Source organism: Legionella nautarum (assembly GCF_001467895.1).
In the GTDB taxonomy this organism is placed as follows: Bacteria; Pseudomonadota; Gammaproteobacteria; order Legionellales; family Legionellaceae; genus Tatlockia; species Tatlockia nautarum.
Genome location: NZ_LNYO01000013.1, coordinates 517,024 through 539,059 on the forward strand (window position 1 = coordinate 517,024; position 22,036 = coordinate 539,059).

The following is a 22,036-nucleotide window of genomic DNA, read 5'->3' on the forward strand; positions in this document are numbered from 1 at the left end:
AACTTGACTATAGTATAGTCGCTTCCTGCGTCATCTATGATACCTGTCATCCCTGTATGATGTTGATGTGGTAATTGGCGTATCTGGTTGATTATCTAGCTTGGAGCCATTTGAGGCCCTAAGCTAGATATTTTCGCGTTTTAACCGATTAAGCTATAAAGAATTGCTGAAATAGCAACTAAGCCTATAAAGGCAATAAAAGTATTTGCGACTGGCTGGCGGAATTTTTTCATCGCTGGCACTTTTAAGATTGCATACATCGGCATTAAGAAGAGGATAATTGCAATAACTGGTCCGCCTAAAGTCTCAATCATGGTTAAAATATTGGGATTAATCGTTGCTGCAGCCCAACAACTGATGATCATAAATCCCTCAATTAAAGAATATAATTTGAAATTATTTATTGTCTTACCGCGAGAGCGCAACGATTTAACGATTAAACCATGCAGACCTTCACTGGCTCCAAGATAATGACCAAGAAAGGATTTAGCAATAGCGATAAAAGCAATTATTGGGGCAATATAAGCAATAGTTGGTGTATGAAAATGATTGGCGAGATAAGATAAAATTGAAATATTTTGCTTTTTAGCCAAAGCAAGATCTTGTGGAGATAAACTAAGGACACAGCTAAATACAAAAAACATGACGGTGACAACCATCATGATATGACTATATTTGAGAATCCATGAGCTTTTTTGATCCGCTTTTTCTCTATAAGTTCGTTTTTGATTAACAGCAAAAGAAGAAATAATTGGAGAGTGGTTAAATGAAAAGACCATGACAGGAATGATTAGCCACAAAGTCATTAAAAAGCCATTACCACCTGAAGCCTGGCCAAAATTACTTTGTTGGAAAATTGAATCATTCCAATGTGGAATCAAATAGATTGATAAAATCGTTAGAATGCTAACAAAGGGATATACCAAGATACTCATTGATTTTACAATGATTTCTTGACCTAAACGTACAATCGCCATTAAAGCCATAATCAGTATAATCGCTAGAAGTGCACGTGGCGGGGCTTCTATACCTAATTGATGGACTATAAAACTGTCAGTGGTATTCGTTATAGCGACGCTGTACATCAGTAGAATCGGATAAATAGCAAAGAAATAAAGAACAGTAAGCACTTTTCCTGCGATGCTTCCGAAATGTTCTTCAACCACTTCGGTAATATCATTATGTCCTGCAGAACCAGAGAGTACAAAGCGACATAAGGCTTGATGGGAAAAATAAGTCATAGGAAAGGCGAGGATGGCCATAATGATCAAAGGCCAAATGCCATGTAATCCGGCATTAATAGGTAGAAATAAAGTACCTGCACCGATAGCTGTTCCATACAAGCTTAACATCCAAATAGTGTCTTGTTTTTGCCAGCTCGATACAGAATGCTGTGCTTCTTCGGCTATTAAGGCCGAAACTCCGTCTTGGGACATAAACATCTCCATCTGCAATAAAAATTAGGTTGACCTACCTTTACAAAGCCATAATTTCCATACTATGACCCTTTTTTAGCAAAATCTGCTTTCATGTTATAGAAAGTCATTTAACAAATCAAGTATGCATTCTGTTTATTAATTGATCATTAAGACTAATAAGAGATTAAATAAAAAATTAAAATCGCTTATTACAAAGTTATTTTTAAATTGGTAATTATCAGAATTTAATTCTAAATTTCAAGTGGTTAACTGCGTCACTTGTATTAATGAATGTACTATACTTCATTAAAGTACTTCCTTTGGAGAAGAAGCATGTCGCGCTCAATTAAGTCTAAGAGCCCAGAAAACGCTATAGATATGAATCAATTTTATCTTGATGTGATTGATTGTATGCCAAATATAGTCTACCTATTAGATAAAAATTGTTCTTTGATAGGCTGTAATCGTAATTTCCGCAGTTTACTTGGCATGGACCCCAATGAAGAAATTATCGGCAGCAGGCCGTACAAAAAACTCACTTCACACGCTAATTGGTCAGCAGAACGAAGTGAAATGCTTAAGCGTGATGATATCAATACTTTGTTATCTAAAGAGCCAAGCTATGATGTACAAGAATCTCCAGTTGTTAATAAAAATAGTGACATTGTTTATTATCAGTCCACAAGAATTCCTTTATTTGATAAAAATGAAGAAGTCATCGGCCTAGTATGCATCTTGACGGATATCACCGAAATAAAACGGATGAAAGAGCAGCTAATAAAAGTCAAAAACCAATTGCAAACATATAACGAAAAACCAATTACTGTAACGCCCACTCCAGAGAATATAGAGAATTCTCCTGATAAAAAGCCGCCCAGGGTACTCATGGTAGAAGATAATTCAATTGCTCAAAAAGCGGCGCAAGCTTTATTAATGCAGCTTGATTGCCATGTTGATGTCGCTGATTCGGGTGATAAAGCAGCCCTATTATTTGAACCAGGAAAATATGACCTCGTGTTTATGGATATCGGCTTAGAAGATACTTCAGGCTATGTAGTATCTAAAAAAATACGTCAATTGGAGCAGGGTACGGAATATCATGTACCTATTATTGCATTGACTGGTTATCAAGCAGATATTGTCAAATATGATTGTGATGACTACAGCATGGAAGGTGCACTGACGAAACCCCTCACTACTGAGCAAGCTAAACAAATCATCCAACATTATATCTATCATATTGATATACCCATTCACGGATTAAAGAGTATCAAGGGGCAGATGGAGTAATTGATTGCTCATTGATATATTTATCGTTAGTATGTAGCGATTTGATATACCTCCTGGCAAAGCAAGGGAAGAGAGAATTATGGTTTTAATGAGTGAGGTAATTTTTCAACACTTACAACAGCAAAACTATGTACAAGTTCCATTTCCCATTTCCTCAGAACTCTTACAACAGGCTATTGAATCTTTTTTCAAATTTTTAGAAGAGCCTGAGGAAATTAAGCGTCATATTGATTTTACAATTGCCCCTCAGCATCGTAGAGGAGATGTAGGATTTAAACAGCGGCATGCAGAAGATCATATTTACAACGACTCCAAAGATTTTTTTCATTTTCATCCTGCCTTATTTAAAAAATATGAACAATTCCTTGAGAAAAATCCGGTCGTTAGTGATTTTATGTTAAAGGCAAAACCCATTTGGGACTTAGTGTATGAAACGGTGTATGCCATTTTGCAACTGTTTGAAAAACAATTTTCTGGGATTGTAGACAAAGTTTTTGCTACCGAAAATGTACATATTCTTTTGCGTTTTTTAAAATATGAATGGTCAGAATCAGGGAAATACCTTGCAAAACCACATTTTGATGCTGGATCCTGCACTTTGGCTGTCGCTGAAAGTTGTCCTGGTTTAAGAATAGGCTCTTCTCCAGATAATTTAAGGATTGTAAAACATAAACAGAAGCACGCTATTTTTATGCTTTCCTCAAATTACAAGCAAATTATCGATAATAATAAATTTTCAGCCGGCTGGCATGATGTAATTCAGCTTGATGAAACACGTATCGGAAAACCCTTCGCCAGATGGGCAATTGTGGCCTTTATTGATGCGCATGGAGTGACTGCTCTGCCGAGAACAGAAACCCATAAATGGTATGTAGGAACCGCATGAGCTTTTCGACCAAAACTACTCAAGAAAATAAATTTTCTCGATTATTATCACTTGATGTTTTCCGCGGCATGACGATTGCTTTAATGATTTTAGTTAATAGTCCTGGAAATCGTACGGCTTATGCTTGGCTCGAACATTCCTCATGGAATGGTTGTACTTTAGCTGATCTTGTGTTTCCTTGGTTTATTTTTATTGTTGGCGTTGCTTCGGTTTTTAGTTTGTCAAAGGCGAGTGAGTTGGATCATTTATCCTCGCAACAACTGTTTGTAAAAATTTTAAAACGCAGTCTGCTTATTTTTTTTATAGGTTTATTGCTTAATGCGCTTCCTTATTTTCATTTTTCTACCTTACGTATTTATGGTGTCTTGCAGCGAATTGCCATCTGCTATTTTGTGGGCTCTTTGTTATTTTTAACGACAAGAATGGAAACACAAGCATTGATTATGGCCTTGTTGCTCGTAGTCTATTGGTTAATCCTGATTCTTGCTAAAGTACCGGGATATGGTGCTGATAATTTAACCATAGAAGGTAATTTTGCTGCTTATGTTGACCGCTTGATTTTCTCTCCAGCCCATTTATATGGGAAGTTTTATGATCCAGAAGGGCTTTTAAGTACTCTTCCGGCCATTGCTACAGCATTGCTAGGAAATTTGACTGGTTATTGGTTACGATCCCGTTATGCACCCCGAAAAAAATTGGAAGGTTTGTGGGTTAGTGGTTTTGTTCTATTAATACTTGGTTGGTATTGGGGCATCTGGTTTCCAATTAATAAAACTTTATGGACGAGTTCCTATGTATTATGGACTGGGGGCTGGGCGCTGGTGATATTGGCGTTTTGCTATGGGTTGATTGATATTAAAGGGTGGAAGACCTGGTCTAAGCCTTTTGAAATCTTTGGCGCCAATGCTCTGGCAGTTTATTTTTTACATATTCTGTTCCTCAAAATACAGGCAATGATTATTGTTCATCGTGCAGATGGTCTATCTGAAACGTTAAAAATGGCAATTACTAATACGCTTTTCGATTGGGCATCACCGGAAAATGCTTCTTTACTCTATGCTCTAAGTTATACGCTTTTTTGGTTGTTTATTCTTTCAATTCTTTATCGCAAGAAAATTTTTATCAAAATATAAGAGGTCAAAGTCTCCTTTTGAGTATCAAATATTGCACTATACTTAGGTTGTAGTAAGGCTAGTCAAGCGACAAGCTAAGTCTTAGTGAGCTATATAGGGAGGCAATTATGAGCTTGCGAAGAGAATATGATGATCACCATTCTTTTTCCGAATATTCCTATGAAGATGAAGAGGATCAAGAAAAATTAAGCCATAAAAGGCAAGTACGAAAGGCGCTTGAAGAAAAACTTGAGCGTAAACGCTTAAAAGAAGAATTCGATGAATTAGATGGTGAATTTGATTGGGATGAGCTTGATCGCTAGTTAAGATCAAGTCAGTCCTCAAATTAGCTAGGTGGCAAGTGATAATTCGCAGCTAAAAGCGTATTTTGTAATAAAGTAGCAATTGTCATTGGGCCTACACCGCCGGGCACTGGGGTTATCCAGGCAACAATATCCTTAGCCCTTTCGAAATCCACATCCCCACGTAATTTTCCGTCAGCTAAACGGTGCATGCCTACATCGACGATAATTTGTTTCTCGCTTAACCAATTAACATCCAGAACATCTTGAACCCCAGTAGCAACGACAATGATCTCAGCAGCACGTACATATTTTTCCAAGTTTGAGGTAAACCGATGACAAATACTCACTGTTGATGCGGCCAATAAAAATTCCATTGCCATGGGGCGGCCAACAATATTTGAGGCACCAATAACTAAGGTGCTTACACCAACTAGAGGTATTTGGTAGTAGGATAATAAATGAATGATTCCATAGGGAGTGCAAGGTCTGAGTAGAGGATTTCGTTGTACGAGACGGCCGATGTTATAAGGATGAAACCCATCCACATCCTTTGTTGGGCTGATGCACTCAATTATTTTGTTGGAATCAATGGAATCAGGTAAAGGTAATTGAACGAGAATGCCGTCTACTTCCTCTGAATGGTTTAATTGGTCAATTAACTCAAGTAATTCGTTCTCAGAAGTGCTTTCCGGTAAATCATAGTCATAGGAATTAAAGCCAACCTCAAAGCAGGCTTTACGTTTGTTAGCGACATAAATGTTCGAGGCCGGATCACTTCCCACTAAAATGACTGCTAAGCCGGGTGCTTTTTTCCCTTGTTCTAATCGATTGGCTACAGCTTCTTTAATAGCCTCTTTAAGTTGTGCTGCTGCTTTTTTACCATCTAAGAGTAATGCTGTCATTTTTTATATGAAGAAAGATTTTGAGTGTAAAATTATGAAATACTGTGACACGATATGCAATGAAATTCGCATCTCTTTATGGTCATGTCTATATATTAGCCACTTTTGCGCTATAAATAGCGTATGTGCTCGAAGCCCCATTCTAACTAGCCTCTTTGAAAAAAGATAGTTTAAACCAAAATACCCAGCCCAACGCTGCAATTGTTAGCGGAGACATCGATAGGACGCAGGAGCAAGTCCCAATTGTTTTATCTAGTACTATGAAATACCAAGAGAAATCTAGACAAAACTATTGGGGTGTTATACATTGGCCATTTTCCAGCAGGAAATGCTAATGCGTATTGCCTTAGGGGTTGAATACGATGGTAGCCAGTATCATGGCTGGCAAGCGCAGACTGGCCTGCACACGGTTCAGCAAGTTTTAGAGCATGCCTTAACGAAAGTAGCGGACTCTGAGACTAGTATTGTCTGTGCTGGCAGGACCGATACAGGTGTTCATGCAACAAACCAGATTATTCATTTTGATTGCGAAAAGGAACGGACTATCCGTTCATGGATTCATGGGGCTAATTCATTTTTACCTAAGGATGTTTGTGTAAAATGGGGTCGTGAAATGCCAGATAATTTTCACGCGCGCTATTCCGCTTTATCACGGCGTTATAGGTACATTATATATAATTCGCCTATTCGTCCGGCGCTGTTGCGATCTAATGTGACTTGGCAATATCGGCAATTGGATCACAAAACAATGCAAGAAGCTGGTCAGCATTTAATAGGTGAAAACGACTATACCTCTTTTCGTTCAGTAGAATGTCAGTCAAATACACCAATGCGCAATGTCCATCAACTACAGGTGACGCGCACAGGTGATTTGGTAATGATTGATATCACTGCGAATGCTTTCTTACATCATATGGTAAGGAATATTGCAGGTGTATTGATGGCAGTGGGTTCTGGAAAAAGGACCTCTAGCTGGGTGCAAGAGGTTTTACAGGCAAAAGATAGACGACTTGGCGCGGAAACGGCGCCCCCCTATGGTTTATACTTAGTAGGGGTTTCCTATCCAAAAGATTTTGGTGTAATACAAACCAATCCAGGGCCTCTATTTCTTTGGGAGCGCTAAGTGACTAATACGCGAATGCGAATCAAAATGTGTGGGATGACCCGCGAAGAAGATATTGCCTATGCTGCAGAACTTGGAGTTGATGCAGTTGGACTTATTTTTTATCCGCAAAGCCCACGTTGTGTTTCGCTTACTCAAGCAAAAAAAATATTACGTCAACTCCCTTTATTTGTGGACGCCGTGGCGGTTCTAGTCAATCCTTCATCTTTGCTAGTGGATGAAATTGTTAACGAATTACCCATTGTTTGGCTACAGTTTCATGGTGAAGAATCCCCAGAGTTTTGCAGCCAATTTAAAAAGCCTTATATCAAAGCGTTACAGGTAAGTACTGCGGCATCTATTTATAAATGCAGCGCAGACTATACAGAAGCGTCAGCTATTCTTTTAGACACGCCATCCGACCATAGTTATGGTGGCACAGGGAAGACCTTTGATTGGGGACTTATTCCACGAAATCTTGATAAGCCCTTTATTTTATCTGGTGGATTGAATCCAACTAACGTTGGCCCAGCTGTCAATAAATGTTTTCCTTATGCAGTGGATGTCTGCAGTGGGATTGAATCATCTCATGGAATTAAGGATCACGACAAAATGAGTCAATTTGTATCTGCGTTACGGGGGGAAAAATGACTGAGAAAGAACTTCCTGATGAGCATGGCCATTTTGGGCCTTACGGGGGTATGTTTGTAGCCGATACTTTGGTTCATGCGCTGGAAGAGTTAAAAAATGCGTATCAGCATTATAGCAACGATCCAGATTTTTTGGCTGAATTCACTGCCGAGCTATCAGACTATGTTGGTCGTGCTACACCGCTATATCACGCCGAACACCTCTCGGCTCGCATAGGTGGTGCGCAAATTTTTTTAAAGCGAGAAGATCTGAATCACACTGGCGCGCACAAAATTAATAACACAGTGGGGCAAGCTTTACTTGCTAAGCGCATGGGGAAAACTCGAATTATTGCTGAAACTGGCGCAGGGCAGCATGGTGTTGCTTCAGCAACGGTTGCTGCAAAGCTGGGTTTAGAGTGTGTGGTTTACATGGGTTCTGAAGATATTAAACGGCAATCTTCGAATGTTTATCGAATGAAACTCTTAGGCGCAGAAGTTGTCCCCGTCACTTCAGGCTCTAAAACCTTGAAAGATGCTTTAAATGAAGCAATGCGTGATTGGGTTGCTCATGTTGACGACACTTTTTATATTATTGGCACAGTAGCCGGTCCGCATCCTTATCCGCAAATGGTTCGCGATTTTCAATCAATTATTGGTCGTGAAGCGAGAGCGCAGATTTTGGAAAAAACAGGACAGCTTCCCGATGCCTTGGTGGCTTGTGTTGGCGGTGGCTCGAATGCTATTGGCTTGTTTTATCCTTTTTTACAAGATAAATCAGTGGCAATTTATGGTGTTGAGGCGTCTGGTAAAGGCTTGGAAACCGGGCAGCATGCCGCTTCATTAATTGCAGGTAAACCGGGTATTTTACATGGTAATCGTACTTATTTACTCTGCGATGAGCATGGTCAAATTATAGATACTCACTCCATCTCAGCAGGGCTCGATTATCCTGGTGTGGGACCTGAACATGCTTATCTTAAAGATATTGGCAGAGTAAGTTATGTGCCAATTAATGATGAAGAAGCGCTGGATGCTTTTCGTACCCTAACTCGAGTTGAAGGAATTATTCCAGCATTAGAATCTAGCCATGCGGTTGCTTATGCTATGAAGCTTGCTAAGACGATGGAACCATCGCAACGAATTATCGTCAATTTATCCGGTCGGGGCGATAAAGATATGCATACTGTTGCCAGTATCGATAATTTATCACTGTAGTTTAAAGGGTATTCTATGAATCGAATTGATAAAACCTTAGCACAATTGCAGGCGAGTGGTAAAAAGATGTTAAGCCCCTATATTACCGCGGGCGACCCACATCCAGAAATGACTATTTCATTGATGCACGAGCTGGTCGCTGCGGGTGCAGACATTTTGGAAATTGGAATTCCTTTTTCAGACCCTATGGCTGAAGGCACAGTAATTCAGGCAGCGATGGAGCGGGCTTTAGCTTATAATGTGAGTTGCGACAATGTATTGGAAATGATTCATAAATTTCGCGAACGCAATCAGGATACTCCGATTGTATTGATGGGTTATTTAAATCCAATTGAACAATATGGTTATGAAGCCTTTGCCAAACGAGCTAAGCAAGTAGGGGTTGATGGTACAATACTTGTGGATTTACCTCCAGAAGAAAGCGATGCGATAGCCCCCATTTGGAATGCCTACGATTTACATAGTATCTACTTATGTTCACCGACCACTTCTGATGAACGCATGGCGATGATTGATCAATATGGAAATGGCTATCTTTATTATGTGTCCTTAAAAGGGGTGACGGGATCAAGTGATATAGATTTAAACAAAGTAAAAGAGCTGTATCGCTATAGAAAATCTCAAACTCAATTGCCGCTCATGGTGGGTTTTGGGATTAAGACTCCAGCAATGGCTGCAGATGTAGCTGAATTTGCGGATGGAGTGATTGTGGGAGCAGCCCTGATTAGTCGCATTTTTGAAGCTTATAATGCTTCAGAAAATGCTTTAGCAGCTGGCGCTTCTTTAATACGTGATATGCGATCAGCGATGGATAATTAACGGAAACGATTATGACAGAAAGCAGTGAGAAAAGACCCCATTTTATACGTCAACTAGTCATAGATGAACTCGCAAGTGGTAAGCATCAAGAGCTAATCACCCGGTTTCCACCCGAACCAAATGGTTATTTACATGTGGGGCATGCAAAATCAATTTGCTTGAATTTTGGCTTGGCAGAAGAATTTAAAGGACGTTGCTATTTACGTTTTGATGATACAAACCCAATTAAAGAAGAAGAGGAATACGTCAATGCCATCATCGACGATGTCCGTTGGCTGGGTTTTGAATGGTGTGAGCTAACCCATTCGTCTGATTATTATCAGCAACTTTATGACTACGCGGTTGATCTGATCAAGCAAGGTAAAGCCTATGTTGATAGTTTGAGTATGGAGGAAATCCGTGCCTATCGGGGCACTTTGCAAGAGCCTGGGCGTGATAGTCCTTATCGTAACCGTTCGGTAGAGGAAAATCTTGATTTATTTACTCGTATGAAAGCAGGTGAGTTTGCTGACGGAACGCATGTCTTACGTGCTCGTATCAATATGCAGTCAGCTAATGTGAACCTGCGTGATCCGGTGATTTATCGTATTCGCCATGCTTATCACCAACGTACAGGTGACGCTTGGTGCATTTATCCTATGTATGATTATGCGCATCCCATATCAGATGCTTTAGAAAAAGTTACCCACTCGCTTTGTACTCTCGAGTTTCAAGATCATCGACCTCTATATGATTGGTTTGTTGATAATTTAAGGGTACCCGCAAAACCAATCCAAACGGAATTTGCACGTCTTAACTTATCACATACAGTTACTTCTAAACGCAAATTGCGAGAACTAGTGGAACAAAAGATTGTTGAGGGTTGGGATGATCCACGCTTACCCACTTTGCGTGGCATGCGCAAAAGAGGTTATCCACCAGCAGCAATTAAGCACTTCTGTGAACTAATTGGCATTTCACGCAGTGATTCAGTGATTGATATGTCCCTGCTCGAAGATTGTGTTCGTGCTGAATTAAACAATAACGCAAAGCGGGCAATGTGTGTACTTGAGCCTTTAAAAGTGGTTATCGAAAATTATCCTGAAGGGAAAGTTGAAAATTTAGTGGCACCATTTCATCCCCAGGATCCAAATGCCGGTAGTCGCACGATTCCTTTCAGCCGCGAAATTTATATTGAGCAAAGCGATTTTATGGAAGATCCACCTAAAAAATACTTCCGTTTATCGCCCGGAGCGGAAGTGCGTTTAAGACATAGCTATGTTATTCGTTGCAATGAAGTAATTCGTGATGCGCAAGGTCAAGTGGTTGAGCTTCGTTGTAGCTATGATGAAGAAACTTTAGGAAAAAACCCCAGTGATAGAAAAGTGAAGGGCGTTATTCATTGGGTGTCTTGCCAGCATGCTTTTCCAGTAAAAATTTACCAATATGATCGTTTATTTAATGATCCTAATCCGGGGCGTGAAAAAGATTTTCTCCAGTTTTTGAATCCAGATTCCTTAGCGGTTCAGCAAGGATTTTGTGAACCCTCATTGTTAGCAGAGGCTTTGTATGAAGTGTTTCAATTCGAGCGTCTTGGCTATTATGCGGTTAATCAAGTGGATAACAATCAGGTCACTGCTTTTCACCGAGTTGTCGGGCTTAAAGATACCTGGGGAAAAATGAGCTAAGGGGAAGGCATGTTAAATCTTTATAATTCATTAACTCGATCAAAAGAGGAATTTAAGCCAATCAAACCTGGTAAGATTGGCATCTATGTTTGTGGCATAACAGTCTATGACCGTTGCCATTTAGGCCATGCACGATCAATGGTTTGTTTTGACGTGATGGTAAGGTTTTTGCGTGCTCAAGGTTATGAGGTAACCTATGTACGTAATATTACCGATATCGATGATAAAATTATTATTCGTGCTAATGAGCGAGGGGTCTCGATAGATGAGTTAACGGCTCAATACATCAATGCCATGCATGACGATGCTCGTGCCTTAAATATTTTGCCTCCTGATATAGAACCTCGTGCAACAGCTCATATTGACTCCATCATTCAACTCATCAAGCGCTTAATTGATAAAGGTTATGCTTATCTGAGTGATAATGCTGATGTTTGTTATCAGGTCGACCAGTTTAAAGATTACGGCAAATTAGCCCATAAAGATCTTGATGGATTAATGGCGGGTGCCCGTGTTGATGTAGTAAAAGAAAAGCGTTCCCCACTTGATTTTGTTTTGTGGAAAAAAGCAAAACCTGGTGAACCCAGTTGGCCTTCGCCCTGGGGCAATGGACGACCAGGATGGCATATTGAATGTTCCGCTATGGCTATGCATGAGCTTGGCGAGCAATTTGATATTCATGGCGGTGGCCTAGATTTACAATTTCCTCATCATGAAAATGAAATTGCGCAAAGTGAGGCGGCCAGTGGTAAATGCTTCGCGAATTATTGGCTTCATGTCGGTATGTTGCAGGTTAATAATGAAAAAATGGCAAAATCTGTAGGTAATTTTTTTACAATTGAAGATGTTTTAAAACAACATCATCCAGAAGTAGTACGTTATTTTCTCCTGAGTAGCCACTATCGAAGCCCTCTGAACTACTCTGAAGAAAATTTACTTAATGCCAATAAAGCACTCACGCGGCTTTATCAATCGATTAAAGATTTTGCTGAGGTGAAAACAGATGCTGAATTAGCTAGTCCTTGGCTTGAACAATTTAACTCAGCAATGAATGATGATTTCAATACGCCAGTTGCTTTGTCTATTTTGTTTCAGTTAAGTCATGAACTTAATAAGAGCAATTCCGCGCAACTCGCCTCTACTTTAAAACATCTCGCTGAAACTTTAGGACTACTACAAACCTCGCCCGAGGCTTTTCTACAGGCTGGTTTGCATGATGAAGCTAAAAATCAGATAGAAAAATTAATTCAAGAACGGTTAAAAGCGAGAGAAAGCCGAAACTGGACTAGAGCCGATGAAATCAGAAATCTATTGACCCAGCAGGGAATTGAATTAGAAGACAGTGCCAGTGGCACGACTTGGCGTCGGCGGGCTGAGTAGATCTGGCTAAGCAGACCCAATAATAAGTTGAAATCAACAGAGCATTCAGATTTCCCGCGTAAGCGTCATGCGAGCGCAAGAGAAATCTCAAGCAAAAATCCTGATGGTGTCCAATTATCGATTAAGAAGGATTTCAATTTCAAAAAACGCCTCTTCTATTTGTTCTTTGGCTTCCGCTGTTATTTTCTGAGAACTAAAAAAATCAGGAGTGACGGTTAAAGAGGCTGCTGATTTTGCAGCATAATAGCTCAAGGGCTTAACCCCTCGGGGCTTATGTTTTTCATTTTCTTCTAAAATTGTATTTAGAGCTGATTCTGTTAAATAAGTGCACTGGCCTCGTAGTTCTATAAATTTTTCACGGCTCATAAAAATTTCAGTAAACTGTATGTTCTTAGGTTCACAGTTCACAGTCTTAGCCAAGGATAAAGCTATTTCTTTAATTTTAGGTAAGGGCAAAACTAGCCCCCCCACAAAATACTCTGCTTTATTAACTTTTTCAGTAGAGGCTTCCTCAAGATGTCGTGGCCATTTAAACATATAAATACGCATAAGATTCCATTTGCACAAAAAATAAATTACATGTGCAAAATTATAACTAAAACTTCTTAAGAAAATATTAACTCCTTTTCCAATAGGCTCGTAAATAATCCCCTGCCGGTAAAAAAGACAAAGAGGGGGTCAATTCGGTAGAAATCTGTTTGTCTTGTGCTGATAAGGCTTGTTTTAAGTAAGTCTTGGCAAGTTTTATCTTGCCTCGCTGTTTCGCATCCTCTGCTTGAATCTCAAATTTAGCAATCTGGCAGGCTTGGTGGATATAAGGATCAGTTAAAGTAGTCGTATATTCAATTAAAGTATTAAGCCGAGTTAAGGTTTTTTGAATCGATTTTCCTTGATGAATCGCTAAAAAGCTGGCTGCTTGTAAGGCTCCACATTCCGTATAAGCTGACCAATATAAATTTTCATTCCTCTGGGCAATAGGTTGAATTTGCACAATAGGCATCTGCCAATCTTTAGTTGTGAGAACTTGGCGTGCCCACATGCGATAGTACCATTCTTTATACTGTAGTGCGGGATCTGACGCACTAATTTCGGCCATTTGTTTCACTAACAGATAGGCTTCCTTATTACGTTGCTTTTTCAAATAACCTTCTTGTAACCATTCCAAGGAATGATATTTATTTTCAGCATTGCAAGCATACAAAGGTTGATCATTTAAGAGTCGGCATAACTGATCGGCGGCTTTAACAGAGATTTGGTTTGCCAAAATATAATCATCCCAAAGTTCAAAACGACGATAAATATGTGCAGCCATGTGAGTAACATGAGAAGAAGAGCGCATTAATTTAAGCGCAATCTGAGCGGCAGGGAAGGCTTCCCTAGCAATCTTGGGAGAAGGGTTATCGTGATAATGTAAGTAGTAATGAACAACTCCCGGATGAGTAGGATATTTTGTGAATAAAAGATTAATTAGTTTTCTTCCTTTTTCAATGTATTGTTCACTGAGTTCGTAATTAGGAAAATCAGAAGCAATTCCTAATAAAGACAAGGCATAAAAAGAGGCTACATCAGGATCCCCAGGAAAACGTGCGTAAAATTGTTCCATTGCAAGCATATAGGCCTTATCGCGCTCAAATAAGGGATTAGCGCTAAATAATTGCTGAGCAGCCTTTAGATAATATTGCTCTTTCTCGGTGATGGGATAGTGAGTTTTATTCGCAGCATAGCGGGCAAGTGTTTTTTGAGCGGCAATTAAATTTTCCGAATTCCAAATAGGCTGTTTATAGGCCATTGCTTCGCCCCAGTAACTCATTGCAAATTCAGGGTCGAGTTTTTGCGCTTGCTGGAATTGCTGGATTGCTAGATCGTACATAAACGAATGTAGGAATGCAGTTCCCAGTAAAAAATGTTCTTTAGCAAGCTCATTCTTGCTAGTCACCTGTAAATTAACCTTACCTAGCACAATGGATTGTCTTAGGCTGCGAATATCTTTAAGGGCCTCATTAGCGTGGCCTAAATTATAAAATGCTATAAAAAATGTTAGTAACAATAACCAGCGGTGCATTGAATATTCCTATTGATTTAAATATGGTCAAATTGGCAAATTATACTTGTATATAAAGAAGAAGTGCAAATTATCTAGATCTCGTAGAAATTTTTTCATCCCTAACTCGTTGATTTTAAAACAATGGCAAAATTTGAGCATAATTTATGCATATTTTAAGTTGTAAAACTCAGAAATTGAACTAAGTTTAAAATAATGAGGCAAATATTCCAGAAAGGAGCCGTGATAATGGACCCTCTAGGCGAATTAGAAGACTCTCTGGCATACATGTTTGAGTTGCAGGCCAAAAAAACAGGTGGTTATATTGAGCCCTCGGTTAGTAAACTGAGAGTGGCACTAGACAGTTATCAAAAAAATTCTTCTTCCAATTCGCTTAAGAATCTAGTTATTGCTATTAGAAATGCTTTTCCCGTCATTGAAAAATACTATATCGATTCCTTTAAAGTAAGACAAAAAATCGAAGCTTTAGCAGGAACTCAAGGGGAGTCAATCAATTGGTATACCACAAAAGAAACGAATCGTTATCCTTTCTTCCAACCGTCTAAGAATGTAAGAGACTCCAAAACTGATTTTATCCCCTGGCTTTCCGCACGTACGGGCAAAGATTTTAGTAGTCTTAGCGGTGAAGAGCAGGTACAAATGCTTATTGATGAAAAATCTGATAAGGACTTTACTGTAAAACTTAAGTTACATTTACATGCCAAGCCAGATTTTCTCGCTAATTTAGCAATGGAGTCGCCGGAAGCATTTATCAAATTAATGAGTTCTAGTCTTGGTTTTCAATTAGAGAAATATCAAATTGCCAAAGCGATTTATCATCATGGTAAGACGATCATTAACAAGTCACTCAAACTGGATAAGTCTTCGGAGCCTATCGAAAAAGTCATGCAGTTGGTAGACTATCTTAATGAACAATTATCTTCCTTGCATTCTATTGAGAAATTATTGCAAGACCCTAAAGCGAAGGCGGTATTAGATAAGTCAGAATTATTTCAACTCTACCAAAGCGAAGAATATAAGGAGCGGCATCAGGCACCTGCCGCTCAGACAATTAAGGTCTATTAAACATTTAATCCAATACTTTCTTGTTCTTCACTGGTACTTTGAGGTTGCATTATTTCGCCATTTTTTCTCTTGGTTGCTTGTTTTATAGAGTTTAAGCACCCATTATGAACCGATTGGTAATCGGTCTCTGTGAGATAATCATTTAACTGTAGAAATACACGCTCTGTAATTTGAGCAACAGAGATTGCATGAAGGTTTGGTTTTTCTTCATTCCAAAATTCGTTAATTAAATCAAATAAATAGATCTCATTTTTATCATGAGAAGTCGGAAGAAACGGCTTTAACTGCGCAGCATAACGCTTTGAAAGGTTTTGCAGGCCCAGTGCGAAGCCAGTTTCAGATTGATACGATGGATTGGCTTCTGCCGATTTTACTAATAAATGTACTGCAATAATAATGGCTGGGTTTGTATTTAAGCCAGACCAATCGCCATTATTTTTTTGTAGCTCACCTGCTTCTAGTAATAAGGCATGTGCTAATTTTTCTAAGGCGCAAGATTTTTTAGCAGAAGCTCCTGCTTCCTTGTTCTTAAAATATGCCGCTTCCCAGGCTTGTAAAGCTTCTTTAAGATCCTGAGTTCGCGTAGAAACTGTCCAAAATCCTTGAGGAGAATTTACAGTGGTTGCAGGTGTAGTAATTGTTGGTTCACTCGCTACCCTTTGCTCAATAGAGAAGCTAAGTGAGGTTGATGTTGTAGGAGGTAAATAGCTTGTTGATGCCATCTCTTCAATGGGGGGTGCCACAAACTGTTGTAAAACAGTTGCTTCTTGCTCTGCATAAGTGGGAGCATCAAAGGTAGTTGACTGTCCTAGCATGGGGGCCTCAGCAGCAACTGGCAATCTAGCAGCATTTGCTGCATCTGTAGCAAGCGCCTGTAGAAGAGATGTATCTGTATTTAATTCTGTCTGTGAAGCTTCATCTTTTTCTATGATGATTCTTCTTCTTTTGGCTCTGACCGGCTTTGAAGTTTCTTGGGAGAGTTGTTTTGGTTCAGGTTTTGATGACTTGGAATGAGTTAAACCTTTGTTTTGCTCCGAAGCTTTCTCCTTTCTAACTCTTTTTCTTTTAGTGTTGACCTGCTTTGAATTTTTTTTGGAGTTTTGTTTTGTTTCAGATTTTGAGCTTGAAGGAGCTGGTTTTTTGCTTTTTTCCGATTTCGACGCTGATGGATTTGTCTTTGTAGAGGACGTTGAGCAACTAGCTTCATCTTGCACAGGTTTTCTTTTTTTCAAAGGCAAGCTTAAGTTCGGTCTTGGTGATTCTGCTGAGCTATCTGTTTGGGGCAGTTGCTGTCTAGCTAACAAGCCTTTAGCGTTGATTAACGCTTTTTCAATCTGTTTTAAAAGCGCTTTGGTTTTAAATTGTTTCTCGAACTTACGATAACGTTCTTCTAGTTCGAATTTAAACGCTTCTAGTGTTTGAATTATATTGTTAAGAGATTCTTCTGAGGCACTAACTTTATTTTTGTTAATAAAATATAAATTAAGTAGAGCGATATGGTATTGGCTTTTAAGTAAATAGAATTCCCCTTTAAGAGATTGATCAGTAAGCGCTCCAGGTAAATTAAATGGAGGGAAATTTCCAATCGAATCACAAATAAGTTTGTAACAAGCAGAGGCTTCTCCTATATAGCTTAAAACATTATTTTCATTTTGGGTGTCTTTTACTGCATAGGCATAGCTGATAAAATTTTGCGCTACTCTGAAAAGGATTTTGTTAAGCTTAAATAATTCTTCTGGTAAAGCAGAATGAACTTCGTTTTCTAAGTTTGTAACTTTTCTAAATAATTCAATATTTTTATGTAAAAATTCGATTTTTTCTGTTTTTGTGCATTTTTTGGGTATACTTATGAGTTTTTTTTCTATTGCAGCAAGTTTAGTCATTGAAAATCCTATAAAACAAATTAAAAATATATTAATAGTCAATTAGTTATAAAACCATGAGAGTTTTAATTCAAATGAGACTGTCTAATTGTGCGCATATATTGGACTAATATGGCTATATTTGTCCAGTAAATAAAGAAGAATTTTAGGATTAGCTGTATTCCTGATAAGAATACAAACAATTTATCAATATTTAATGCTGGCTGGTTACGCGAAGAATTTCGGCTAGCGACGTGTCACCAGCTAAGACTCGTTTAAATCCATCTTGGCGAATATTTGGATGGGCGGGGCGCAGATAATTATCAATCACCTGCAGGCTTTCATTACGATGAATCATCCCTCGTAAGGTTTCATCGATTGGAATTAATTCGTAAATACCGGTTCGACCACGATAGCCTACTTGATTACAATGCTCACAACCTTTGGGTTCTCTCACGTTTGAGGTATCAACCTCAGCACCAATACCCATTAACTCGCGTTCATCCTCTCTTAAGTAATGCGGAGTTTTACAATGGTTGCAAAGTTTTCTCACTAAACGTTGAGCGATTAACCCCACAATACTTGAGGATAATAAAAAGGACTCCACTCCCATATCATGAAGACGAGTTAAAGCCCCCAAGGCACTGTTAGTATGTAAAGTTGACAAGACTAAATGACCGGTCAGACTTGCTTGAACGGCGATTTCGGCAGTCTCAAGGTCGCGAATTTCCCCAATCATAACCACATCGGGATCTTGACGTAAAATTGCCCTTAAACCCTTGGCAAAAGTCATTTGTACCTTAGTGTTGACTTGGGTTTGCCCGATTCCAGGTAAATCATACTCAATCGGATCTTCGATGGTTAAAATATTGCGACTTACTTGATTGAGTTCGCTAAGCATCGCATATAAGGACGTTGTTTTTCCTGAACCCGTTGGGCCTGTGACCAAAATAATCCCATGCGGCTGGGCAATCATTTTACGCATTGCTTTTAAGTTAGCCTTGGGCATTCCTAAAAGGCTTAAATCGAGTTGCGCTGCTTGTTTGTCTAAAATTCTCAAAACCACACGTTCACCGTGATTAGAGGGAAGGGTAGACACGCGGACGTCGATATTATGGCCACCAATACGCAGTGCTATACGTCCATCTTGAGGAACACGTTTTTCCGCAATATCTAGTTTAGCCATAACCTTCACACGAGAGATAACTAAAGGTGCAATGGCGCGTTGGATTTCTAATACTTCGTGCAGTACGCCATCAATACGATTACGAACTAGTACACGACTTTCATAGGTTTCAATATGAATATCAGAGGCTTTTTGTTTGATAGCTTGAGTAAATAAGGCATTAAGCAAGCGGATGATCGGTGCATCATCTTGGTTGTCTAACAAATCTTCACTTGTAGGTAATTGCCTTGCAAGTAAAGAAAGGTCCATATCTTCTTCCATGCCCTCTGCTGCATCAAGAATAGAGGATTGTGATTGATAAAGATGGGCGAGTTGTTGTTGAAATTCAGATTCATTCACTTCTTTAAACGTTAATTTTTCTTGTAATAAACGTTTTACCTCGGTTAAAACAGGCAAGGGAGGGTTGGGCAAATGATAAACAATTAATCCCTCTGTATCAGGCACGGCAACGATACCTTGGTTTTTAGCGAAGGCATAAGGAAGACGTTTTGATCGGTCATGGTTTTCCATAAGCATTATTTAGTCATCATTATCGGTGGTTTTGCTGCCAGTACCGGTGGTTTCTGCCGAGTAAAAGGTCTGGGCAATTTTGCCTGACTTAATGGAGGTAAAATCATGTCTTCGTTTTCTTTATTGAAGGGTTGCTCCCGTAACCATTTCAGCTCGTATTGGCGGATATCATTATATTTACCATTGGTAACTTCTAAGGCATCACGCTCAGTTCTTAATATTATAGGACGAATAAAGACCATAAGCACGCGTTTTTCATGGTTGTTAATATTGTGTTGAAACGCACGACCCATTCCAGGTATATCGCCAAGGATTGGGATTTTATTGTTGTCATTACCCAGACTATTTTGGATTAATCCCCCAAGTACAACAATGTCACCGCTCTCGATATGCACAGAAGTTACTATGCTACTTATATCAAAGGTAGGGTTCGTGGAGTTCGTTGTTGAGGCTGGATCAATCGTGTCATTGCCCTGATCGATTTGCAACTGAATACCTTTGCCTCGTGTAATTTGTGGTCTCACATACAGATGAAGTGCGACGTTGACGCGATCAAAGGTGACATAGGGACTGGCAGTTGTTGTTCCGCCTGCATTATTGGGATAGGTTGTTGAAGCAACAGAAACTTGCTTACCGACCAAAATTTTCGCTTGTCGATTATCTAATACGACGACAGAAGGCGTGGACAAAATATTGGCTTTGTGTTGCTGCGCGAGAGCAAAAATTTCTGCCTGGAAATCATCAATTGAGGTTTTTGAATTAACGATCGCAAAACCAGGTCTGAAATCACTTGGTCTACCAGTTTGCTGATTTGAGCCCCATTCAATGCCTAAACTCTTCACATCTGCTTCATTGACTTCAGCAACTAGTGCTTCAATCAGTAACTGTGCAGGGCGAATGTCTAATTGACGAATAACGGCTCGTAGAATGCGAATAAGGCTTGCAGGTGCGTTAATAATGATCGAATTCGTATTAGGTTCGGCGATAATTTGGACAGTGGGTTTAGTCGAGCCTTCATTTTGTGTGCTGGCTGAAGCCGTATTTGGTGCAGCAGCGGAAGAGTTCGCACTGGCCGGTGGTGTTTGAGCAGCTGTCGAAGAAGAGGAACTATAGCTACTGCTACTACCCGAAGAAGAATTAGTCACTAAGTTTGAGGCAGGGTTGGTGCTATCTAATTCTGGACGAGTAATGGTGCCAATGGTTGTCCCGACATTACCACTAAAATTAGCCTGGGCAATACCTGCCAAAATAGGTACTAAGTCCTCAGCGCGTAAGTAATTAAGGTAAACAACTTGGGTATTGCTATCGTAACCATTGAGATTTGCTCGATCCAACCGATTAATAAGTAAGCGTAATTTTAGGCGCTCTGTCCGCGTTCCGCTCAAAATGATGGCATTACTGCGGTCATCCACCGCGATCATTGTTTGAGCATGGTTGCCACTTGTTTGTGATTTCATTAAGTCTTTCAAGGTGCTGGCTACATCCATGGCTAAAGCATGCTTTAAATGAACCATATCAAGTCCGTTAGCAGAAGAGGTATCGACTTGTTTGATAATGCGCACTAACTGTTTAATATTACTCGCGCGTCCTGACAAGATAAGCATGTTAGAAGGACCATAAGCTGAAACGCTGCTCCATTGTGGCATCAATGGGCGTAATACAGGAACAAGTTGTTCCGAAGGCACATAATGTACAGGGATGACTGCAACCATCATCTCGTCACCATGCGGTGGATTTTTCGATAACAGCGGATCAGGGGAAATAGTTTTAGCATCAATGTTGGGCACGATTTTAATCACATCGCCGCTTGGAATAGCAGCATAACCAGATATTTGGAGCATCGATAAAAAGACTTGATAAAGTTCATCATCGGACATTGCGGTGCTCGAAGTAATTGAAATTTTCCCTTGAACACGAGGATCAATAATAAAGTTTTTACCTGTTACTCGCGAAACCTCACCAATGACTGCGCGGATATCCGCATTTTTTAAATTCCATAATTTTTTCTCGTCGCTTGTTTGCTTTGGTGCCTCTTCAGCAACGGTGTCCTTAGCAGTTTCTTTTAGATTGTCTTGGGCAATTGTTGGTGTATTTTGGTGCTGGGCCGGTGCTGGTGATGTATTTTCGGTAGGCTGGACAGTTGTTGTTTTCGTTTTAGCTGTGGTCTTTGCCACAGATTTTGTCACTGTTTTGGTTTGTGCATCCACAACTAATTTTCTTTGTAGCGTGATCGCCGTTTTATAGTCATTGATGGGACCGATATTAACAAAATAGTTTTCTTGATTTGCGGGGTGATCGATAGTTATAGGTTCTTTGATGAAAGATGATAATTTAAATTTTAATTGCAATGCATTATTTTCATGTGGAAAGGCGCCAACATAAAGCATATAAACCGGTTTACCATCGACAGTCACTCGCTTAAGGGCGACATCAGCGGCATGGGTATTGATTAAAGAAAATAGTGTTAATAGATAAAACGCAATTTTTCGCATTAAACAACCGTTAATCATTTATCAACATTAAAGAGCGTACAACATCATAACTAAATTTCTGAAGATACCCTAGTGTTTTCTTACCCTCTTATCAGCAAGCCACTTGCAAAGTTTGGGATGAAACCAACCTT

18 protein-coding genes are annotated in these 22,036 nt (G+C 39.5%); 11 read left to right on the forward strand and 7 right to left on the reverse strand.

All coding sequences use genetic code 11. The features are described from left to right. Positions 1 to 140: 140 nt before the first annotated feature. Positions 141 to 1,436, reverse strand: coding sequence for a serine/threonine transporter (locus Lnau_RS05715; RefSeq protein ID WP_058504178.1), 1,296 nt, complete (start codon positions 1,434 to 1,436; stop codon positions 141 to 143). 315 nt (positions 1,437 to 1,751) lie between these two features. Between Lnau_RS05715 and Lnau_RS05720 the strand changes: the two genes are divergently transcribed. From Lnau_RS05720 to Lnau_RS05735, 4 genes are all read left to right on the forward strand, one after another. Continuing rightward, positions 1,752 to 2,708, forward strand: coding sequence for a response regulator (locus Lnau_RS05720; protein WP_058504179.1), 957 nt, complete (start codon positions 1,752 to 1,754; stop codon positions 2,706 to 2,708). Between the two features lie 79 nt (positions 2,709 to 2,787). Further along, positions 2,788 to 3,594, forward strand: a complete 807-nt coding sequence (locus Lnau_RS05725; RefSeq protein ID WP_058504180.1) for a hypothetical protein — start codon at positions 2,788 to 2,790, stop codon at positions 3,592 to 3,594. Continuing rightward, positions 3,591 to 4,727: an acyltransferase family protein gene (locus Lnau_RS05730; RefSeq protein WP_058504181.1), complete on the forward strand. Its 1,137-nt coding sequence runs from the start codon at positions 3,591 to 3,593 to the stop codon at positions 4,725 to 4,727. The genes Lnau_RS05725 and Lnau_RS05730 overlap by 4 nt, the downstream gene beginning before the upstream one ends. A 107-nt stretch (positions 4,728 to 4,834) precedes the next feature. Beyond that, complete coding sequence (locus tag Lnau_RS05735; RefSeq protein ID WP_058504182.1) at positions 4,835 to 5,029, forward strand: hypothetical protein; 195 nt, start codon at positions 4,835 to 4,837, stop codon at positions 5,027 to 5,029. Between the two features lie 23 nt (positions 5,030 to 5,052). Here Lnau_RS05735 and folD read toward each other — a convergent pair whose 3' ends face one another. Continuing rightward, positions 5,053 to 5,913 (reverse strand): bifunctional methylenetetrahydrofolate dehydrogenase/methenyltetrahydrofolate cyclohydrolase FolD, encoded by an 861-nt coding sequence (gene folD, locus Lnau_RS05740; protein ID WP_058504183.1) that lies wholly within the window; start codon positions 5,911 to 5,913, stop codon positions 5,053 to 5,055. Between the two features lie 334 nt (positions 5,914 to 6,247). Here folD and truA point away from each other — a divergent pair, with 334 nt between their 5' ends. The 6 genes from truA to cysS are packed head-to-tail and all read left to right on the forward strand — an operon-like array spanning position 6,248 to position 12,728. Then, positions 6,248 to 7,036: a tRNA pseudouridine(38-40) synthase TruA gene (gene truA, locus Lnau_RS05745; protein ID WP_058504184.1), complete on the forward strand. Its 789-nt coding sequence runs from the start codon at positions 6,248 to 6,250 to the stop codon at positions 7,034 to 7,036. Beyond that, positions 7,037 to 7,666, forward strand: coding sequence for a phosphoribosylanthranilate isomerase (locus Lnau_RS05750; RefSeq protein ID WP_058504185.1), 630 nt, complete (start codon positions 7,037 to 7,039; stop codon positions 7,664 to 7,666). Next, a complete protein-coding gene (gene trpB / locus Lnau_RS05755) occupies positions 7,663 to 8,862 on the forward strand; it encodes a tryptophan synthase subunit beta (RefSeq protein WP_058504186.1) in 1,200 nt (399 codons plus the stop codon). Before Lnau_RS05750 ends, trpB begins: the two co-directional genes overlap by 4 nt. Positions 8,863 to 8,877: 15 nt before the next feature. Next, the gene (gene trpA / locus Lnau_RS05760; protein WP_058504187.1) at positions 8,878 to 9,681 is read left to right on the forward strand and encodes a tryptophan synthase subunit alpha; all 804 of its coding nucleotides are present in this window, start codon (positions 8,878 to 8,880) and stop codon (positions 9,679 to 9,681) included. A gap of 11 nt (positions 9,682 to 9,692) precedes the next feature. Further along, positions 9,693 to 11,348: a glutamine--tRNA ligase/YqeY domain fusion protein gene (locus Lnau_RS05765; RefSeq protein WP_058504188.1), complete on the forward strand. Its 1,656-nt coding sequence runs from the start codon at positions 9,693 to 9,695 to the stop codon at positions 11,346 to 11,348. 9 nt (positions 11,349 to 11,357) lie between these two features. Next, positions 11,358 to 12,728 (forward strand): cysteine--tRNA ligase, encoded by a 1,371-nt coding sequence (gene cysS, locus Lnau_RS05770; RefSeq protein WP_058504189.1) that lies wholly within the window; start codon positions 11,358 to 11,360, stop codon positions 12,726 to 12,728. Between the two features lie 114 nt (positions 12,729 to 12,842). On the opposite strand, the gene Lnau_RS05775 is transcribed toward cysS, so the two are convergent. After that, positions 12,843 to 13,277: a hypothetical protein gene (locus tag Lnau_RS05775; RefSeq protein ID WP_058504190.1), complete on the reverse strand. Its 435-nt coding sequence runs from the start codon at positions 13,275 to 13,277 to the stop codon at positions 12,843 to 12,845. Positions 13,278 to 13,344: 67 nt separating this feature from the next. Then, positions 13,345 to 14,790, reverse strand: a complete 1,446-nt coding sequence (locus tag Lnau_RS05780) for a tetratricopeptide repeat protein (RefSeq protein ID WP_058504191.1) — start codon at positions 14,788 to 14,790, stop codon at positions 13,345 to 13,347. 228 nt (positions 14,791 to 15,018) lie between these two features. Here Lnau_RS05780 and Lnau_RS05785 point away from each other — a divergent pair, with 228 nt between their 5' ends. Continuing rightward, positions 15,019 to 15,855 (forward strand): hypothetical protein, encoded by an 837-nt coding sequence (locus Lnau_RS05785; protein ID WP_058504192.1) that lies wholly within the window; start codon positions 15,019 to 15,021, stop codon positions 15,853 to 15,855. Here Lnau_RS05785 and Lnau_RS05790 read toward each other — a convergent pair. The 3 genes from Lnau_RS05790 to lspD form a co-directional block, all read right to left on the reverse strand. Then, the gene (locus tag Lnau_RS05790; RefSeq protein ID WP_058504193.1) at positions 15,852 to 17,738 is read right to left on the reverse strand and encodes a hypothetical protein; all 1,887 of its coding nucleotides are present in this window, start codon (positions 17,736 to 17,738) and stop codon (positions 15,852 to 15,854) included. The two genes, Lnau_RS05785 and Lnau_RS05790, sit on opposite strands and share 4 nt — an antisense overlap. A gap of 193 nt (positions 17,739 to 17,931) precedes the next feature. After that, positions 17,932 to 19,413: a GspE family T2SS ATPase variant LspE gene (gene lspE, locus Lnau_RS05795; RefSeq protein WP_058504824.1), complete on the reverse strand. Its 1,482-nt coding sequence runs from the start codon at positions 19,411 to 19,413 to the stop codon at positions 17,932 to 17,934. Positions 19,414 to 19,418: 5 nt separating this feature from the next. Beyond that, on the reverse strand, positions 19,419 to 21,905 hold the full coding sequence (lspD, locus tag Lnau_RS05800) for a GspD family T2SS secretin variant LspD (protein ID WP_058504825.1): 2,487 nt from the start codon (positions 21,903 to 21,905) through the stop codon (positions 19,419 to 19,421). Positions 21,906 to 22,036 lie beyond the last annotated feature (131 nt).

Bases quoted from the DNA above. Each gene is read 5' to 3' on its own strand.
- Lnau_RS05775 (WP_058504190.1), bottom strand. From the start codon at position 13,277: ATGCGTATTTATATGTTTAAATGGCCACGACATCTTGAGGAAGCCTCT.
- Lnau_RS05730 (WP_058504181.1), top strand. From the start codon at position 3,591: ATGAGCTTTTCGACCAAAACTACTCAAGAAAATAAATTTTCTCGATTA.
- truA (WP_058504184.1), top strand. From the start codon at position 6,248: ATGCGTATTGCCTTAGGGGTTGAATACGATGGTAGCCAGTATCATGGC.
- Lnau_RS05790 (WP_058504193.1), bottom strand. From the start codon at position 17,738: ATGACTAAACTTGCTGCAATAGAAAAAAAACTCATAAGTATACCCAAA.
- lspE (WP_058504824.1), bottom strand. From the start codon at position 19,413: ATGGAAAACCATGACCGATCAAAACGTCTTCCTTATGCCTTCGCTAAA.
- Lnau_RS05725 (WP_058504180.1), top strand. From the start codon at position 2,788: ATGGTTTTAATGAGTGAGGTAATTTTTCAACACTTACAACAGCAAAAC.
- Lnau_RS05720 (WP_058504179.1), top strand. From the start codon at position 1,752: ATGTCGCGCTCAATTAAGTCTAAGAGCCCAGAAAACGCTATAGATATG.
- trpA (WP_058504187.1), top strand. From the start codon at position 8,878: ATGAATCGAATTGATAAAACCTTAGCACAATTGCAGGCGAGTGGTAAA.
- Lnau_RS05715 (WP_058504178.1), bottom strand. From the start codon at position 1,436: ATGTCCCAAGACGGAGTTTCGGCCTTAATAGCCGAAGAAGCACAGCAT.
- cysS (WP_058504189.1), top strand. From the start codon at position 11,358: ATGTTAAATCTTTATAATTCATTAACTCGATCAAAAGAGGAATTTAAG.
- Lnau_RS05780 (WP_058504191.1), bottom strand. From the start codon at position 14,790: ATGCACCGCTGGTTATTGTTACTAACATTTTTTATAGCATTTTATAAT.
- Lnau_RS05765 (WP_058504188.1), top strand. From the start codon at position 9,693: ATGACAGAAAGCAGTGAGAAAAGACCCCATTTTATACGTCAACTAGTC.
- Lnau_RS05735 (WP_058504182.1), top strand. From the start codon at position 4,835: ATGAGCTTGCGAAGAGAATATGATGATCACCATTCTTTTTCCGAATAT.
- Lnau_RS05785 (WP_058504192.1), top strand. From the start codon at position 15,019: ATGGACCCTCTAGGCGAATTAGAAGACTCTCTGGCATACATGTTTGAG.
- lspD (WP_058504825.1), bottom strand. From the start codon at position 21,905: ATGCGAAAAATTGCGTTTTATCTATTAACACTATTTTCTTTAATCAAT.
- trpB (WP_058504186.1), top strand. From the start codon at position 7,663: ATGACTGAGAAAGAACTTCCTGATGAGCATGGCCATTTTGGGCCTTAC.
- folD (WP_058504183.1), bottom strand. From the start codon at position 5,913: ATGACAGCATTACTCTTAGATGGTAAAAAAGCAGCAGCACAACTTAAA.